This window comes from Lonsdalea britannica (genome assembly GCF_002111595.1).
GTDB lineage: Bacteria > Pseudomonadota > Gammaproteobacteria > Enterobacterales > Enterobacteriaceae > Lonsdalea > Lonsdalea britannica.
This window is the reverse complement of sequence record NZ_LUTN01000020.1, coordinates 71651-86210: the sequence shown is the minus strand read 5'-3', so window position 1 is coordinate 86210 and position 14560 is coordinate 71651. Positions and strand designations below refer to the sequence as shown.

General features: G+C 52.8%; 12 protein-coding genes and 3 pseudogenes. 8 read left to right on the top strand and 7 right to left on the bottom strand.

What is annotated here, in order from left to right:
• Window positions 1–29: 29 nt before the first annotated feature.
• The 3 genes and pseudogenes from AU509_RS15380 to pth all read right to left on the bottom strand — a co-directional run.
• Window positions 30–188: pseudogene (locus tag AU509_RS15380) on the bottom strand (transposase); the annotation flags it as partial.
• 307 nt (window positions 189–495) lie between these two features.
• Window positions 496–1587 carry a redox-regulated ATPase YchF gene (gene ychF, locus AU509_RS15375; RefSeq protein ID WP_094118754.1) on the bottom strand — a complete coding sequence of 364 codons (1092 nt, stop codon included), beginning with the start codon at window positions 1585–1587 and terminating at the stop codon, window positions 496–498.
• Window positions 1588–1708: 121 nt separating this feature from the next.
• The gene (gene pth / locus AU509_RS15370; protein WP_085652037.1) at window positions 1709–2296 is read right to left on the bottom strand and encodes an aminoacyl-tRNA hydrolase; all 588 of its coding nucleotides are present in this window, start codon (window positions 2294–2296) and stop codon (window positions 1709–1711) included.
• 293 nt (window positions 2297–2589) lie between these two features.
• Here pth and ychH point away from each other — a divergent pair, with 293 nt between their 5' ends.
• On the top strand, window positions 2590–2862 hold the full coding sequence (ychH, locus tag AU509_RS15365) for a stress-induced protein YchH (protein WP_085652036.1): 273 nt from the start codon (window positions 2590–2592) through the stop codon (window positions 2860–2862).
• An 81-nt stretch (window positions 2863–2943) separates the two neighbouring features.
• On the opposite strand, the gene prs is transcribed toward ychH, so the two are convergent.
• From prs to lolB, 3 genes and pseudogenes are all read right to left on the bottom strand, one after another.
• Entirely contained in the window at window positions 2944–3891 is a 948-nt protein-coding gene (gene prs, locus AU509_RS15360; protein WP_139824065.1) for a ribose-phosphate diphosphokinase, read from the bottom strand.
• 112 nt (window positions 3892–4003) lie between these two features.
• Window positions 4004–4875, bottom strand: a pseudogene (gene ispE / locus AU509_RS15355) (4-(cytidine 5'-diphospho)-2-C-methyl-D-erythritol kinase).
• Window positions 4876–4878: 3 nt separating this feature from the next.
• Window positions 4879–5499: a lipoprotein insertase outer membrane protein LolB gene (lolB, locus tag AU509_RS15350; protein ID WP_094118753.1), complete on the bottom strand. Its 621-nt coding sequence runs from the start codon at window positions 5497–5499 to the stop codon at window positions 4879–4881.
• A gap of 209 nt (window positions 5500–5708) precedes the next feature.
• Between lolB and hemA the strand changes: the two genes are divergently transcribed.
• The 6 genes from hemA (at window position 5709) to AU509_RS18025 (ending at window position 11328) form a co-directional block, all read left to right on the top strand.
• Window positions 5709–6965, top strand: coding sequence for a glutamyl-tRNA reductase (hemA, locus tag AU509_RS15345; protein ID WP_094118752.1), 1257 nt, complete (start codon window positions 5709–5711; stop codon window positions 6963–6965).
• Window positions 6966–7011: 46 nt separating this feature from the next.
• The gene (gene prfA, locus AU509_RS15340; RefSeq protein ID WP_085652031.1) at window positions 7012–8094 is read left to right on the top strand and encodes a peptide chain release factor 1; all 1083 of its coding nucleotides are present in this window, start codon (window positions 7012–7014) and stop codon (window positions 8092–8094) included.
• Window positions 8094–8927, top strand: coding sequence for a peptide chain release factor N(5)-glutamine methyltransferase (prmC, locus tag AU509_RS15335; protein ID WP_094118751.1), 834 nt, complete (start codon window positions 8094–8096; stop codon window positions 8925–8927). The genes prfA and prmC overlap by 1 nt, the downstream gene beginning before the upstream one ends.
• Window positions 8928–9175: 248 nt before the next feature.
• A complete protein-coding gene (sirB1, locus tag AU509_RS15330; RefSeq protein ID WP_085652029.1) occupies window positions 9176–9985 on the top strand; it encodes an invasion regulator SirB1 in 810 nt (269 codons plus the stop codon).
• Between the two features lie 44 nt (window positions 9986–10029).
• Window positions 10030–10884 carry a 3-deoxy-8-phosphooctulonate synthase gene (gene kdsA / locus AU509_RS15325; RefSeq protein ID WP_094118750.1) on the top strand — a complete coding sequence of 285 codons (855 nt, stop codon included), beginning with the start codon at window positions 10030–10032 and terminating at the stop codon, window positions 10882–10884.
• A gap of 258 nt (window positions 10885–11142) precedes the next feature.
• The gene (locus tag AU509_RS18025) at window positions 11143–11328 is read left to right on the top strand and encodes a hypothetical protein (RefSeq protein ID WP_139824064.1); all 186 of its coding nucleotides are present in this window, start codon (window positions 11143–11145) and stop codon (window positions 11326–11328) included.
• 234 nt (window positions 11329–11562) lie between these two features.
• On the opposite strand, the gene ydgH is transcribed toward AU509_RS18025, so the two are convergent.
• Entirely contained in the window at window positions 11563–12513 is a 951-nt protein-coding gene (ydgH, locus tag AU509_RS15320; RefSeq protein WP_094118749.1) for a DUF1471 family protein YdgH, read from the bottom strand.
• A 506-nt stretch (window positions 12514–13019) separates the two neighbouring features.
• Here ydgH and pntA point away from each other — a divergent pair.
• Window positions 13020–14551: pseudogene (gene pntA, locus AU509_RS15315) on the top strand (Re/Si-specific NAD(P)(+) transhydrogenase subunit alpha).
• Window positions 14552–14560 lie beyond the last annotated feature (9 nt).

Genomic DNA, 14560 nt, shown 5'->3' with positions numbered 1-14560 from the left:
AGCACTAAAAACCGGAGGGACTACACCTGCTGCTCGCTATTATCAGGTTTTATGGCGCGTAGCCACTTGTAGAGGCTGTGTGCGGAGACACCCAGGCGGTCGGAAACTTCAGCAACGGAATAGCCACGCTCAGTGATCTGCCGGACGGCCTTTTCCTTAAATTCAGGTGTAAATCGTGGTGTGCCCATACGCTCCTCCTATGCTCAAAATATAGGGCAGGATTGTCTACCGTGGCTGGGGCAGTCCAGCTTGGCAGTGCGGCATTGCGTATCAGTGAGCATAACGGAGCCTTGTTTATTTATTATACCATTATTGTACTCACTTAAAATGAAGATGGAAGAATGTTGTACTCATCCATGTACTCATTTTTGACAGCGTTGTTACGAGATGAATTGAGACATTGTGAAATGAAAAATCCACGCAATTGCGTGGATTTTATAGAGTTTTACCGTTTTTCTGAGATTCAGCGAAACCTCATGAGACAGCAAGTTTTATTTAGACGTTAAACAAGAAGTTCATGATGTCGCCGTCTTTCACGATGTACTCTTTACCTTCTGAACGCATTTTTCCGGCTTCTTTAGCGCCTTGCTCACCTTTGTAGGTGATGAAGTCTTCATAAGCGATGGTCTGGGCACGGATGAAGCCTTTTTCGAAGTCGGTGTGGATCTTACCGGCGGCCTGCGGGGCAGTCGCGCCGACAGGGATGGTCCACGCACGGACTTCTTTTACTCCAGCGGTGAAGTAAGTCTGGAGGCTCAACAGCTCATAGCCTGCACGAATAACGCGGTTCAGACCCGGTTCTTCCAGTCCCAGCTCTGCCATGAACTCGTCACGTTCTTCATCATCCAGCTCGGCGATATCCGCTTCAACGGCGGCACAAACCGCAACCACGACTGAACCTTCTTTCGCGGCAATCTCACGCACCTGATCCAGATACGGGTTATTTTCGAAGCCGTCTTCGTTGACGTTGGCGATGTACATCGTGGGTTTCAGCGTCAGGAAGCTCAGGTAACGGATCGCGGCTTTTTCTTCGTCGCTCAGGTCAATGGCACGCAGCATACCGGCGTTTTCCAGCTGCGGCAGGCATTTCTCCAGCGCAGCCAGCTCAGCTTTAGCGTCTTTATCGCCGCCTTTGGCTTTTTTCTGGATGCGGTGGATAGCGCGTTCACAGGTGTCCAGGTCGGACAACGCCAGTTCGGTGTTGATGACGTCGATATCGTCAGCCGGGTCGACTTTGTTGTTTACGTGGATGATGTTGTCGTTTTCGAAACAACGAACAACATGCCCGATCGCTTCAGTTTCACGGATATTGGTCAGGAACTGGTTGCCCAGACCTTCGCCCTTAGAGGCGCCTTTAACCAGACCGGCGATATCCACGAACTCCATCGTGGTGGGCAGGGTACGCTGCGGTTTAACGATCTCGGCCAGTTTGTCCAGACGCGGATCCGGCATCGGTACGACGCCGGTGTTCGGTTCGATGGTACAAAACGGGAAGTTGGCCGCATCAATACCTGCTTTAGTCAACGCGTTGAAGAGGGTGGATTTACCCACGTTAGGCAGCCCAACAATACCGCATTTGAATCCCATGTTTATATCACCTTAAATAACTTGTTAATCAGACTGTTAATGCAACAGCCTGTTTGAATATGAAAATGACGCCCAATTATACACAAATGCAGGGGCGTTATGCGATTGACCCCGTCAAACCTTAAGATGCCTTGAAGGCATGCAGCCGATTCATCGCTTTGACCATGCCTTCTCGCATCATGATGTCGGTGCAGCTCAAAGCTTCATCAATAGACTGATCGATCAAGGTCTGTTCGCTGACGGGCGGCTTGCCCAGAACGAAACCAACGACTTTATTTTTGTCACCCGGATGGCCAATGCCGATACGCAGTCGGTGAAAATTCGGGTTATTCCCCAACTTGCTGATGATGTCTTTCAGGCCGTTGTGACCGCCGTGGCCGCCACCCAGCTTGAGTTTGGCGACACCGGGTAACAGATCCAGCTCGTCATGTGCGACTAGAATTTCATCAGGCTGGATGCGGTAAAACGTCGCCATCGCCGCTACGGCCTTGCCGCTGAGGTTCATAAAGGTGGTAGGTACCAGCAAACGGACGTCATGCCCAGCTAATGTCAGGCGCGATGTGTAACCGTAAAATTTGCTTTCTTCTTTGAGCGGCTGGCGGTGGGATTCAGCCAGACGGTCGATATACCAGGCGCCCGCATTATGGCGGGTAGATGCATATTCAGCACCCGGATTCGCCAGCCCCACAATCAGTTTGATACTGCTCACGATACTTTTCCAGATAGGGCGTTACGCCAGTAACGCTGAAGTCAGAGACAAATAACAGGCTCGCTAGTTTACACGCCGGGGGAGGGGATCACCAATATCACTGCCGCCGTGAGGGGCACAAAGCCGTCATTTGTCTGAGCACCGAAAAGAAATTGTCGTCAAAGTGACTATTTTTTATTCATTTTCTGTGATCGCGTACGCAACGGAGAATAGCCCAGCGCCTATAATTTTGAGTAATAAGAGGGACCGCCAGGACATCCCCGTTATCTGTCAAACCTTTACAGGAGGTGGATATGAGACGCAAACATGCCGTAATGACAGGAAATCTGCTGATGAGCGTCGGCCTTGTGCTGATGGTCGCCAGCGTCGCCTACGCCATTATCAGCCAACTACCGGGCTGGCACCTGCTGGGCTCGGGCCGCTATCTGGATCTGATGGGAATATTTTCCGGCGCGATCGTCTGGCTTATCGGCGCACGTATCGGCGGGAGAGATTCGGTGTCTGACCGCTATTGGTGGGTGAAGCATTTCGATAAACGCTGCCGTCGAAGAGAACGTCTTCCCTAAGCGCACGTCAACGTCGTACTGAACCAACAAAAATGCCATCGGAAAACCGATGGCATTTTCTTACATCACTGACGTGAACGATTAATGTTCGAACATGGCAGAGATGGACTCTTCGTTGCTGATGCGGCGAATGGCTTCAGCCAGCATGCCTGACAATGTCAGCGACCGCACATTCGGCAGCGCTTTGATGTTATCAGCCAGCGGGATGGTATCGCAGACAATCACTTCATCGATCTGAGAATTTTTGATGTTGTCGTGAGCATTGCCGGAGAAGATCGGGTGAGTAGCGTAAGCAAACACACGTTTCGCTCCGCGCTCTTTCAACGCTTCTGCGGCTTTACACAGCGTACCGCCGGTATCAATCATGTCATCCACCAGGATGCAGTCACGACCCGCGACGTCACCGATGATATGCATCACCTGAGAAACGTTGGCGCGAGGACGACGTTTATCGATGATGGCCATATCCGTATCGTTCAGCAGTTTCGCAATGGCACGAGCGCGAACGACACCACCAATATCCGGAGAGACGACGATCGGGTTATCCAGATCTTGCTGCAGCATGTCTTCCAGCAGGATCGGGCTACCAAATACGTTATCTACCGGCACATCAAAGAATCCCTGGATCTGCTCAGCATGCAGGTCAACCGTCAGAACGCGGTCAACACCAACGCTGGAAAGGAAGTCTGCAACAACTTTTGCCGTAATAGGCACACGAGCGGAGCGGACGCGACGGTCCTGGCGAGCATAGCCGAAATAGGGGATTACCGCGGTGATTCGTCCAGCAGAAGCACGGCGCAGAGCATCAACCATGACAACCAGCTCCATCAGGTTATCGTTGGTCGGTGCGCAGGTGGACTGGATGATGAAAATATCACCACCACGGACATTTTCGTTGATTTGCACGCTGACTTCGCCATCGCTAAAGCGACCGACGGCGGCGTCACCAAGGCTGGTGTACAAACGGTTGGCAATACGTTGTGCTAGTTCCGGGATGGCGTTACCAGCAAAAAGCTTCATATCAGGCACGAGAAGAACCTCAAGCTTGCGTCCAGAGAAATACTCGACCCACTGGGGTAGGAAGAATATGCATACGGGTATGGGTAAAGAGCGTTAAAACACCACTGATGCCGGTGGTTTTTTAGCGACCCTCGGGTAGTCCGGAAAGCGTTTGTTGCAAGGGGGATACATTAGCACCGCGAGCAATAAAACCGTTTAAATTTTCCGGGGCTTGGTCGAGCACATGACGAGCAGCAGACTCGGTGTCGAATTCTGCAAACACACAAGCGCCTGTGCCGGTCAAGCGCGCCGGGGCGTATTCTAACAGCCATGAAAGTAGCTGTTCAACCTCACGAAAACGTTTTCTTGCTACAGGTTCACAATCATTGGCGAAGGGATAAGCAATAATGACTGCAATGTGCGCACGGGAGAATCTCGTTTGAGATCCGGATCGTTGAAGATCTCCGGCGTCGAGATGCTGATGCCTGGGTGGGCGACCAGATACCATTTTTCTTCCGGCTCGACGAACGTCAGTGCCTCGCCGATGCCTTCCGCAAAGGCGGCGTGACCGCGAATAAACACCGGGACATCGGCGCCAAGTCGTAACCCCAACTCCGCCAGCGTTTCGGGCGATAATCCGCATCCCCACAAATAATTCAGCGCTACCAGAACGGTGGCTGCATTTGACGAACCGCCGCCAAGTCCGCCGCCCATCGGCAGCCGTTTATCGATGGCGATGTCTGCGCCGGAGAAGGGACGGTCGTGCTGGCGGCAATACGTTTGCAACAATGCGGCCGCCCGAACGATCAGATTTTGTTCGGCGGGAACGCCGTCCATGTCGGTCAACAGCGAAATCGTCTCTCCGGCGCGAGGCGTGATGGTCAACGTATCGCCATAATCCAGAAACTGAAACAGCGTCTGCAGATCGTGGTAACCGTTGGCCCGACGGCCGGTGATATAGAGAAATAAATTCAGTTTGGCCGGAGACGGCCAGGTTATTTTATTCGTCGACATGGCTTACTGAACCGTCCAGCTGTCCATTCGCAGCTTGATGCGCTGTTCGCCCTGACTTAATTCGAGGCTCTTCGGCATTGGCATAATGCTGTCGGTGTACTGCTGGTATTTGACGTTCCAGCTCTGACCGCCCTGCTGGTAGGTGACCGTGTGCAGCAGATAGTGTTGGTCGAGCGTAAACTGCTGGGCATCGCCGGGCAGGCCGACAATCCATTGACGCAGGTTATTCATCGGGATATCCATCCCGGTCAACTGGCGCACCATGTCTTCGGCGTCTTTACCTACGTAACGTTTACCCTGTCCGTCGGTAATTTGGATGCTATCCGGCTGTGCTTTTAACTCCAGTTCAGTACTGCCGAGAGGATTGGTGAGAAGAAGGCGATAGTTTTGCGCAGACGTTTGTTGCCAGAAGAAGCGTGCATAAAGTTTTTGCCTATCTGAAATATAGGCAAAGGACCCGCGGGTTTCGTATTGGTTCAAATGTTGTACTTTTTGTTCATGCTGTCGCCACTGCGGGGAAGTCGGACTTTGCCCGGGTAATTCTGGCTGTCGCGTACTACAGGCCGTCAGCAAAATACTCGCGAGAGGCAGTAATTGCAGGCAACGGACAAGTTTTTTTGACATGGATTTGGCGTCCTCTGAAACAGGAAAAATGCGGGATAAGGTGTCACGCTAGCGGGCTTCATGTGTATCGTCAATCATTGTTATCGCCGCCTAAAAATGGCCAACAGCCGTAAATGGGGCTGATCCCTTCACTTTTCTTGAATGGTGGCTTCAAGTAGAATGCCCCCACAGATGAAGTCCATACTAATATCGGTATTACTCAAAGACTCATGACCCTGCTCGCGCTTGGCATTAATCATAAAACGGCTCCGGTTTCTTTGCGTGAACGCATTGTGTTCTCGCAGGATAAACTCGGAGCAGCGCTGCACAGCCTGTTACAGCAACCGCTGATACAGGGTGGGGTACTGCTATCCACCTGTAATCGCACTGAACTCTACCTGAGCGTAGAAGCCGAAGAAAATCGGCGTGAACAGCTCATCCACTGGCTGTGCGAATTCCATCACCTTAGCACGGACGACGTCCGTAAAAGTCTGTATTGGCATGAGGGCAACGCGGCTGTCAGCCACCTGATGCGCGTCGCCAGCGGCTTGGACTCCTTAGTCCTTGGCGAACCGCAGATTCTCGGACAGGTCAAAAAGGCGTTTGCCGAATCCCAGCGTGAACGTTCTTTGTCAGGCGATTTGGAGCGTCTATTCCAGAAATCCTTTACCGTTGCGAAACGCGTTCGCACTGAGACGGATATCGGCGCCAGCGCCGTATCCGTTGCCTTTGCAGCCTGTACGCTGGCGCGTCAGATTTTCGAATCGTTGTCTGAGGTCAATGTCCTGTTGATCGGTGCGGGCGAAACAATCGAGCTGGTGGCGCGTCATTTACACGAACATCAGGTCAAGCGCATGTGGATCGCCAACCGGACGCGTGAGCGAGCACAGGTACTGGCCAGCGAAGTGGGCGCGGAAGTCATCGCGCTAAGCGAACTGGACGGCCAACTGGCACAGGCGGATATCGTCATTAGTTCCACGGCCAGTACGTTGCCGATTGTGGGGAAAGGGATGATGGAGCGCACGCTCAAAGTGAGGCGTAACCGACCTATGCTAATGGTCGATATTGCCGTGCCACGCGATATCGAGCCGGAAGTTGGCAAGCTGCCCAACGTTTACTTATACAGCGTGGATGATTTGCATGCGATCGTGCAGCAGAACCTGGCGCAACGCAAAGCGGCGGCCGTGCAGGCAGAATCTATCGTGCAGCAGGAAAGTTCGGAATTTATGGGCTGGATGCGTTCGCAGACGGCGGTAGAAACCATCCGGGATTACCGTTCTCAGGCGGATATGTTGCGTGAGGAAATGACGACCAAGGCGCTGGCGGCGATCCAGCAGGGCGGGGACGTAGAAGCTATCGTGCAAGAACTGACGTATCGCCTGACAAACCGGTTAATTCATGCTCCAACCATCTCTCTTCAGCAGGCTGCTCGCGACGGCGATCAAGACCGTTTGCAAATTTTGCGTGACAGCCTCGGCTTGAACTAGCATCCTTCTCACCCTTTTCGATTAACGACAGGATATAACACCACGCATGAAGCCTTCTATTGTTGCCAAACTGGAAGCACTGCAAGAGCGCCATGAAGAAGTCCAGGCGCTGTTGGGCGATCCCGGCGTGATTGCCGACATGGACCGTTTTCGAGCTTTGTCCCGGGAATATGCTCAGTTGACCGACATTACCCGTTGTTTCCAGCGCTGGCAGCAAACGCAGGAAGATATCGTGACGGCGGAAGCGATGCTGGACGATCCTGAAATGCGCGAAATGGCGCAGGAAGAGCTGAGCGAAGCAAAATCAGCGGGCGAAGAGCTGGAACAGCAACTGCAGGTACTGCTGTTGCCGAAAGATCCTGACGACGATCGTAGCTGCTATTTGGAAATTCGTGCCGGCACCGGCGGCGATGAAGCCGCGATTTTCGCCGGCGATCTCTTCCGTATGTATAGTCGTTACGCAGAATCACGGCGCTGGAAGGTCGAAGTGGTCAGCGCCAGCGATGGCGAACATGGTGGCTACAAAGAAGTGATCGCTAAAGTTATCGGTGACGGTGCATACGGACAGTTGAAGTTTGAGTCCGGCGGCCATCGCGTGCAGCGTGTGCCTGCGACGGAGTCCCAGGGGCGTATCCATACCTCGGCCTGCACCGTGGCCGTGATGCCGGAAGTGCCGGAAGCCGAACTGCCGGAGATTAATCCGTCAGATTTGCGCATCGATACCTTCCGCTCCTCCGGCGCGGGCGGACAGCATGTCAACACCACCGACTCCGCTATCCGCATCACGCACATTCCTACCGGCATTGTCGTGGAGTGTCAGGATGAGCGTTCGCAGCATAAGAACAAAGCTAAAGCGCTTTCCGTGCTGGGCGCGCGTATTCGTGCCGCAGAAGTGCAAAAGCGTCAGCTTGAAGAGGCGTCGACGCGCCGAAACCTGCTGGGCAGCGGTGACCGTTCCGACCGTAACCGTACCTATAACTTCCCGCAGGGCCGCGTAACCGATCATCGCATTAACCTGACCTTGTACCGTCTGGATGAAGCGATGGAAGGCAAGTTGGATATGCTGATCCAACCGATCGTGCAGGAGTACCAGGCTGATCAGCTCGCCGCATTGTCCGAGCAAGAGTAATGAATTATCAAAGCTGGCTGCAGCAGGCCATTCAACGGTTGCAGGACAGCGACAGTCCCCGGCGCGATGCGGAAATTCTGCTCGGTTTCGCGACGGGGAAGGCGCGGACTTTTATCATGGCCTTTGGTGAAACTACGCTGTCAGAGGCAGAGCAGCGGCAACTGTCGCAACTGCTTGAACGGCGTGTTGCCGGTGAGCCCATCGCCTATCTGATCGGGCAAAAAGAGTTCTGGTCACTGCCACTTAACGTTTCTCCCGCCACGCTCATACCGCGACCGGACACCGAGTGTCTGGTCGAACTCGCGTTGAGTTACCTTCCGACAGAGCCTGCCGACATACTGGATTTGGGCACCGGCACGGGTGCTATCGTATTGGCTCTCGCCAGCGAGCGGCCGGATTGCCGCGTGCAGGGCGTGGATGTTCAGCCCGAAGCGGTGACGTTAGCAAAGGAAAATGCCAAACGGCTTGGCATCAGCAACGTCTGTTTTACTCAGGGAAGCTGGTTTTCCGGTGTGAAGGCGCAACGCTTTTCTCTCATCGTCAGTAATCCGCCTTACATCGACGCTGAAGATGTCCACTTGTCGCAAGGCGACGTGCGTTTCGAGCCGAGCAGCGCGCTGATTTCTGGCGAAGCGGGCCTGGCGGATTTGCGCGTTATTATCGCCGCATCTCCCGAGTACCTCCTACCCGGTGGCGGATTACTGTTGGAACATGGCTGGCAGCAGGGCGCAGCGGTGCGTGATTTACTGAAACAGCACGGTTTTCTTCGGGTTGAAACCTGCAAAGACTACGGCGGCAACGATCGGGTTTCGTTGGGTTTTTGGCCGAAGTGATGCTCCTTTCACCCCAAATGACGACAAAGTGATACTCATCGCTCATTTTGCCTCTCCCTATCCGTGGAGTGCTGGCTGTGAGAGAGCCCGTTTGGCATAATTACTTACATTCTGCCTCGCGTCCGGGGGTTGTGACACCCATGACGACGACAGTAAATTAGCAGGATAGCGTTAATGTTTGCCTTGGTGGGCCTGCTATCTTTAAAACGCTGGATTATCACCAAGTTACCTATGCTGATGGAATACCTATGAGTGCTATTGCCGATTTCGAATTCAACCGCTCACCGTTGAGTGAAGGGGTAATCTTAGTTTCCCAGGAAATACGCTGTGACTTCTCTGCGACGGAAGTGCGACGAAATCTGCAACACCTTGTCGATGAAGCCCGGAAAGCTATCCCGACGCATCTGGCCCCGGAACAGAAACTGGAAAATCTGATTGCGCTGTTTTTTGGCGCTTGGGGCTTTGGCGGCGCGAGCGGCGTGTATCGCCTGTCAGACGTGTTATGGCTGGATAAAGTTCTCTCCACACGTCAGGGAATGCCGGTTTCGCTGGGCATTATTTTTATGCACATCGCTCAGCAGATTGATCTGCCGTTGATGCCTGTGATTTTCCCCACCCAGTTTATTATCCGCGTCGACTGGCTGGACGAAGAGATGTGGCTCATCAATCCGCTTAACGGCGACACATTGAGTGAGCATGTGCTGGATGTCTGGTTGAAAGGGAACATTGGCCCTTCAACGCGCCTGCTGGATGAGGATCTGGACGAAGCAGAAAACGTCATGATTGTCCGCAAGCTGCTGGATACGCTGAAAATCGCTCTGATGGAAGAAAAGCAAATGGAGCTGGCGCTGCGCGCCTGCGAGGCCGTGTTGCAATTCGACCCGGAAGACCCTTACGAGATTCGTGACCGGGGATTGATCTACGCTCAGCTTGATTGCGACCATATTGCGCTCTCTGACCTGAGTTACTTTGTAGAACAATGTCCCGAAGACCCTGTCAGCGACATGATCAAAGTACAGATACACTCCATCGAACAGAAAGACATTGTGTTGCATTAACTGCGAATTTGGTTTTTTGATTTATCCGACATTAAGGTAACTGTATGAATAACAAAGTGGTAAACGTCGGGGATATCCCGGTTGCCAACAATCTTCCCTTTGTACTGTTTGGCGGTATGAACGTACTCGAATCTCGCGATTTGGCGATGCGGATTTGCGAGCACTACGTCACCGTCACGCAAAAGCTGGGCATTCCTTATATTTTCAAAGCGTCGTTTGATAAAGCTAACCGCTCTTCCATTAACTCTTACCGTGGCCCTGGTCTGGAAGAGGGGATGAAGATTTTTCAGGAACTGAAACAGACCTTCGGCGTGAAGATTATCACCGACGTTCATGATGCACAGCAGGCCCAGCCGGTATCAGAAGTCGTTGATGTTATTCAGCTGCCCGCGTTTCTGGCGCGTCAAACCGATCTGGTTGAAGCCATGGCCAAGACGGGTGCCGTGATCAACGTAAAAAAACCACAGTTCATCAGTCCAAGTCAGGTCGGGAATATCGTTGATAAGTTCCGCGAGGGGGGCAACGAGCAGGTCATCCTGTGCGATCGCGGCAGTAACTTCGGCTACGACAACCTCGTTGTCGACATGTTGGGCTTCAACGTGATGAAACAGGTCTCAGACGGTTCTCCGGTGATTTTCGACGTGACCCATGCTTTACAGTGTCGCGACCCGTTCGGTGCTGCATCCGGTGGGCGTCGTGGTCAGGTGACGGAACTGGCGAGGGCGGGGATGGCGGTTGGTCTGGCCGGACTGTTCATTGAAGCTCATCCAGACCCGGATAATGCCCGTTGCGACGGACCTTCAGCATTACCGCTGAGTAAGTTGGAACCATTCCTGCAGCAAATTAAAGCTATTGATGATCTGGTGAAGAGCTTCCCTGAACTGGATACCAGCCATTAACTGACAAATTTTCAGTCAATTTAAACTTAGCCTGCGAATGCGCAGGCTTTTTTGTCTCTAAACGAGGAACGCATTATTAGTTACAACATACTTTATCCATTCTTAAAGAATAGCCATACCTTAACTTCTGTGTGAAACATCTTTAAAGCAAGATGAAAAGTCGCGCAGGGCTAACGTCGTCGCCATTGTCGCCCGAGCAGAGCGGGTCCCCTCGACGATCTACCGCCGTTGGAAGGGCCCTCCTTATTTCTGGTCGATATGGCAATTAAACAAATGCAACCCGAGCAGCAGCCGTTAGAGACGGGAAGCTTTAGCGGCGACAACCTGTCGAAACAGAACGGACAATCCCCCCTTGTCGCTCCGTTACTTAACCGCATTCATTTCGCTGGCGATACACCATCAGAGCAGGAAGTTTGCGTTCTTGTGGAACGACTCCTGATTTAATCAGATTCGACGCTCGCACAGTAAGCTCGACGTCCACTGATAACGAGGTTTATCGCGACGAATGGGGGACAGTCTTAATCGCTGGAATAGAGGGGTTACATTCAATGTTTCGCGACTATCGTCAATTAGTGGCGTGCGGGTGATGCTATCACGAATGCATAGAAGGCAAGGAGGAGAGAGATAGGAAAGCAACGGGATAACGGCTATATAGACCGATATCCCGTCGGGGGCGCGTTACTTGTAGAGATCGGCGCTAATCGTGTAGCGATCGGCGTTATCCTGCCACTCTTTGGTAATGTGATAGTACTTCGCGCCTTTATCTGCTGCACGCTTGGCGATAGCTTCGGTGATTTCCGTCGGCGTGCTGAAACGGCCGCGGATGCTGACAGAATCAAATGGCACCATCTGTGCCGCCGTCGCGTTGTTCAGTTCCTGAATACGATTACCGTCTTTTGTCGTCACCGTATAACGTGGCCCCACGGTAGAAGCCTGCGTTTGGAAGAAATTGCCGACATTGCTGCTAAGACTGGAGGAGGTCGCGACTCCAGGGATTTCTACGCGTTTAGCCGCTTCGCCGCCTGCGGCCAGCGCTGCTTTACCGGCCTGGGAATCGGCAGGAATGACATCCGGGCTTTGTACACGGCGTTTAGCCGCATCTTTTTTGTAGATGAAAGCGGTAATGCTCTGACTGTTGCCACGGGAGTTAATATCGACCTGGCGAACAATAAAGAAGGAATAGGCACCTTTGCGCTGTGCCGCTTCGCCAATCGCCGCAGTCACATCTGGCTGCGTTGGGAAATAACCGCTCACGGTGACGGTGTCGAAAGGCTCCAACTGCGACGCCTCATTTTTTGGCAGCTCTTTCACACCGCTAAAGGTACGGTAGGTAGTGACGTCGGAAACCTTCGGCGCATCATTATGATACAGGTCTACCGTCACCGCCCAGCGTCCGCCATTAACTTCAGCCGTGCTCTGGATATAAAACGCATCTGCGCCTTTTTCGTCAGCGCGCTTGGAGGCATCGGCAGCCGCCTCATAGATGGCGTTATAACGGCCCATAAAGGTAATACGTTCGAAGGGTTTAACGGCTTCGGCTTTTTCCGGCGTCAATTCCTGCGCAGCCTGCGCGGAAAACGCTAATATGGAGAGGAGGGTGGAGGCAATAACGCGAGTTCTCAGCTTCATAAAAAATCCTTTCGCCTGACGCAGTACGGTTGATTCGAATAGGCACACTGTGTGTTAGCCGCCGATTATGTCACGTAATAATCCCCAGTGCTTCAGCATTTTAAAGCAAACATCCTTGCCGAATCATCGACCAGAAAGAGGAGGGCAAATGTGGAAATAAAGGTAACTGATATCGTTGAGTCCATCATGACAGTTTTTTATCAGCACGCCCCGCCAATAACCGCGATTTTCGGCTAATTTTGTGAAGCAATCGAAAATAATTTTTCGACAATTATGTTAAGGAATATGGGGTTTTAAACGCTAGCGACGCGAAAAATCGTGGTTTGACTCGCCCGGACTGGGGTTTTAGATCAAAATTATTTTACGAGTGGATCATTACTTCCATTTTCAGTAGGTTATAACGGCATTTATCGAAAAGTTCGAGGGTATGAACTTATGCGATAAATAATTCTTCAGGTAAATCATTATAACAACCTTCGTTAAATCTGAGCGAAAAGGGATTCCGTATGCGTATTGGTGTACCAAAAGAACGGCTAACCAATGAAGCCCGCGTGGCCGCAACGCCGAAAACGGTGGAGCAGTTGCTAAAATTGGGCTTCGAGGTAGCAATAGAACGTGGGGCAGGGAAACTTGCCAGCTTCGAAGATTCCGCCTACGAACAGGCAGGCGCCACACTTCTGGATACATCGGATATCTGGCAGAGTGACATCATTCTCAAAGTGAATGCGCCGGAAGACGATGAGGTCGCGCTGACTCGGGCAGGAAGCACCGTAGTCAGTTTCATCTGGCCCGCACAAAACCCTGAATTGCTAAAAAAACTGGCCGATCGTCAGGTAACCGTGATGGCGATGGACTCTGTGCCGCGTATTTCCCGTGCACAGTCCCTGGACGCCTGAGCTCGATGGCGAATATCGCCGGTTATCGTGCGATTGTTGAAGCCGCGCATGAATTCGGCCGTTTCTTTACCGGGCAGATCACCGCTGCGGGTAAAGTCCCCCCGGCGAAAGTGATGGTGATTGGTGCTGGCGTTGCTGGACTGGCAGCTATCGGTGCCGCGGGAAGCTTGGGCGCTATCGTACGTGCCTTCGACACCCGTCCGGAAGTGAAAGAGCAAGTGCGCAGTATGGGCGCAGAGTTTCTGGAACTGGACTTTGAAGAAGAAGCCGGCAGCGGCGATGGCTACGCCAAAGTCATGTCCGAGGCCTTTATCAAAGCGGAAATGGCGTTGTTCGCCGCCCAGGCGAAAGAGGTGGATATCATCGTCACCACTGCGCTGATCCCCGGCAAACCCGCACCTAGACTCATCACCAAAGAGATGGTGGAGAGCATGAAGCCCGGTAGCGTGATCGTCGATCTGGCCGCGCAAACCGGCGGGAACTGCGAACTGACGGTGGCCGATCAGGTCACGGTCACAGACAACGGCGTCAAGATTATCGGCTACACCGACCTACCGAGCCGTTTGCCTACCCAGTCTTCCCAGCTGTTCGGCACCAACCTGGTGAATCTGCTGAAACTGTTATGCAAAGAGAAGAATGGCGAAATTGATGTCAACTTCGAAGATAACGTGATCCGCGGCGTGACCGTCGTGAAAAGCGGTGAAATCACCTGGCCGGCACCGCCGATTCAGGTTTCCGCACAGCCGCAGCAGGCGCAACCTGCCGCCGCCGCGCCGAAAAAGCCGGAAGCAAAACCTGCGTCCCCATGGAATAAATACATCATCCTTGCCGTCGCTATCGTGCTGTTCGGCTGGTTAGCCAACGTTGCTCCGCCAGAGTTCCTGTCGCATTTCACCGTGTTTGCGCTGGCCTGCGTGGTCGGATATTACGTGGTATGGAACGTCAGCCACGCGCTGCATACGCCGCTGATGTCCGTGACGAATGCTATTTCCGGCATCATCGTCGTCGGGGCGCTACTGCAGATAGGGCATGGCGGCTGGGTGTCGTTCTTTTCCTTTATCGCTGTACTGGTTGCCAGCATCAATATCTTCGGTGGTTTCACCGTCACTCAGCGCATGCTGAAAATGTTCCGCAAGAATTAAGGAGTCAAG

Excerpts from the sequence above, each read along its gene's own strand:
- hemA (WP_094118752.1), top strand. The coding sequence starts at position 5,709 with ATGACCCTGCTCGCGCTTGGCATTAATCATAAAACGGCTCCGGTTTCT.
- kdsA (WP_094118750.1), top strand. The coding sequence starts at position 10,030 with ATGAATAACAAAGTGGTAAACGTCGGGGATATCCCGGTTGCCAACAAT.
- ychH (WP_085652036.1), top strand. The coding sequence starts at position 2,590 with ATGAGACGCAAACATGCCGTAATGACAGGAAATCTGCTGATGAGCGTC.
- prmC (WP_094118751.1), top strand. The coding sequence starts at position 8,094 with ATGAATTATCAAAGCTGGCTGCAGCAGGCCATTCAACGGTTGCAGGAC.
- AU509_RS18025 (WP_139824064.1), top strand. The coding sequence starts at position 11,143 with ATGGCAATTAAACAAATGCAACCCGAGCAGCAGCCGTTAGAGACGGGA.
- lolB (WP_094118753.1), bottom strand. The coding sequence starts at position 5,499 with ATGTCAAAAAAACTTGTCCGTTGCCTGCAATTACTGCCTCTCGCGAGT.
- ydgH (WP_094118749.1), bottom strand. The coding sequence starts at position 12,513 with ATGAAGCTGAGAACTCGCGTTATTGCCTCCACCCTCCTCTCCATATTA.
- sirB1 (WP_085652029.1), top strand. The coding sequence starts at position 9,176 with ATGAGTGCTATTGCCGATTTCGAATTCAACCGCTCACCGTTGAGTGAA.
- ychF (WP_094118754.1), bottom strand. The coding sequence starts at position 1,587 with ATGGGATTCAAATGCGGTATTGTTGGGCTGCCTAACGTGGGTAAATCC.
- prfA (WP_085652031.1), top strand. The coding sequence starts at position 7,012 with ATGAAGCCTTCTATTGTTGCCAAACTGGAAGCACTGCAAGAGCGCCAT.